The sequence below is a fragment of the Micromonospora sp. S4605 genome (assembly GCF_003176715.1).
Lineage (GTDB): Bacteria > Actinomycetota > Actinomycetes > Mycobacteriales > Micromonosporaceae > Micromonospora > Micromonospora echinaurantiaca.
Window position 1 is genome coordinate 1 of the sequence record NZ_QGSW01000464.1, and the last position, 2408, is coordinate 2408.

The following is a 2408-nucleotide window of genomic DNA, read 5'->3' on the forward strand; positions in this document are numbered from 1 at the left end:
GGCCACACCCCAACCGCAACCACCCACCCACCCACCGCAACCGACCCCGACGCAGGAATCAAGCCCGACCGCAAGGCCCCCGGGCAGACGCGAACCGGCCGGCCCCCGTGCGGGACCGGCCGGTTCGTCATGCGGTTGTCACCAGAGCTGCGCGACGATGTCCGCCGCCTGCTCCTCCCACTGCGCGTACGCGAACGGGTAGGCCGACACCTGCACCGTCTGCGCCGCAGCGGTCAGCGGCAGGTCCTGCCAGCCGCCGACGTTTTTGAGCGCGGTGAAGAACGCCGTCGAGGCGTACTCCGGGTCGGTGATCTGCTCCGGCGAACCCCAACCCGACGACGGCCGCTGCTGGAACAGGCCCTGCGAGTCGTGGTCGTTGTACGCGCCCAGGTGGCCGAGGTTGTACAGCTTCGACTCCTGCAGCGACGTCGCGATGCCGATCACCGCGCCGCGCTCCCCCACGCCGGTCTTCTTGGCCACGTCGATGATGGCCCGGGCGTTGGCGAGCTGGGCGTCGTCCAGCGGGATACGCGACTGGGCACCCTGCACGCCGTGCGGGATCAGCTCCTCGCGGGTGGGCTTCTCGGCGGCCGGCTTGACAGTGGTGCCGCCGGTGGTCAGTGCCGACTCGTCGGTCCGGTCGGTCTTGGCCCGGCCGCCGGTGGCCTTCTCGATCGCCGCCACGGCACCCTCGTGCGGGCCGGTGGTGATCGGTGCCGCCGCGGCCGTCGGCGCGAGGGCCAGGCCACCCAGGGCGGCCACGCCGGCCACGCTGAGGGCGGTCTTGCGGTACGAGTCGTTCGCGATCTTGCGATACGAGTCCTTCGCGATGGCGGGGAGCCATCGAGTGAAGTCGACCTTCACGATGGTTGCCCTTTCGATCGTGAAGCGCTCCGGTTGAGCACCTCTCGGGGGATCTCCGGTGCCGGAGAAGAGGTTTGGGCTCCGGCCGTACGGGGGACACAACCAGCTTCACGTGTCGGTCATTCCGGATATGCGGCCGAGCGGCGCCGGCTGCGGTCCAGGTCACCGGACAGCGGGGAGAGACGCGCCCACCAGCGACCACACCGGTATCGACCGGACCTGGATCGTTGCGGCGATCACCGGCCGGACAGGGCAGAACCGGCACGGACGCCCCTGGGTGTATGCGCAGCCCGGCGGGGGCCGAACCGGCACAGACGCCGCGATCGACTCAGTCGGCGTACGGGGCCCCGAACCGGACCAGGACGTGCCAGAGCTGCTTGAGGTGCTGCAGGGTCACCTCGGTGGGCCCGCGGTCCGCCCAGCGCGCCGGATCGGTCACCACGGAGACCGCCGCCCGGCCGATCAGCGCGGCGTCGACCGGTTCGCCCGGCCGGGCGAACTCGGCGTGCACCCGGGCCGCCAGCGGCGGGATGGCCGGCCCACGGAACTCCGGGTCGATCTCGTCCACCGGCAGGGCGAAGCCCCGGTGCCAGCAGAGGGCGAAGCCGTGCCGCCGGGCGATCCCGGCGAGCGTCGCGCCCGCCTCGGTGCCCCGGAACGACGGGTCGACGACCACCGCCTCCACGTCCCGGCCGAGGTCGAGGTCCCCGTGGACCTGCGCCTCGATGTAGTCGTCCAGGGCCCGGCCGGCCGCGCCGGGCGACCAGGCCGCGTCCTCCCGGCGGCGCAGCAGCGCCCGCACCAGGGCCACGGTGTCCATCCCCGGCCGGCCGAGGCTGGTCCCGGTGGCCTCGGTCGCCGCGATCAGGGCGGCCAGCACCGGCTCGAACACGTCGACGGTGCCCAGGTCCCGGGGGCCGAGGTGGCTGTCGCCGAAGCAGAAGGTGGCCCGGGCCAGCACCTCCGGGCGCAACCGCAGGTGACACGAGCCGAAGCGGGGGCAGGCGCCGTCCGGGTGGTCGAGCAGGTTCAGCCCGCCGTACTTGGGCCGGTCGGCGAGGGGTACGCCGGGCGCCTGGTAGGCGCCGCCGAACAGCGACTCCTCCCACCGGTCCCGGTCGCCGCCCGGGTACGCGGTCAGCCCGCCGTTGGAGATCCGGGTCTCGAACTGGCTGCGGTAGATCCCCTCCTCGGCCAGCGCCCCGGCGACCGTACGGCCGTCGGCGATCAGCCGGTCGGGGTGGAAGTTGAGGGTGAGCCGCCCGTGCCGGCCGATCGCGGTGATCAGCTCCTCCGGCTGGTGGGTGACGCCCGATCCGGCCAGCGCCCGGGCGATGACGGCCAGGGCGGCGGGGCGGTCCCGCAGCGCGGTCCGCCGGACGTGGTCGAGCGCGGCGCGCTGCGCCGGGGTGAGGGACACGGCGGCGGTTGCCGGGGCTCCGACGGGCTGCACGCCGACGATCATCTCCGCGCCTGCCGGCTCGGCGCATCCCGTTTTCCCGACCGGTTCCGGGCCGGGGTCTGCGGTGACCGGTGCCTGGGTC

2 protein-coding genes are annotated in these 2408 nt (G+C 73.8%); both read right to left on the minus strand.

What is annotated here, in order from left to right; genetic code table 11:
• Positions 1-138: 138 nt before the first annotated feature.
• Positions 139-864: a hypothetical protein gene (locus DLJ47_RS34315; RefSeq protein WP_109906399.1), complete on the minus strand. Its 726-nt coding sequence runs from the start codon at positions 862-864 to the stop codon at positions 139-141.
• Between the two features lie 328 nt (positions 865-1192).
• Positions 1193-2317 (minus strand): DUF3626 domain-containing protein, encoded by a 1125-nt coding sequence (locus DLJ47_RS34320; RefSeq protein ID WP_446723643.1) that lies wholly within the window; start codon positions 2315-2317, stop codon positions 1193-1195.
• Between the last annotated feature and the right edge of the window lie 91 nt (positions 2318-2408).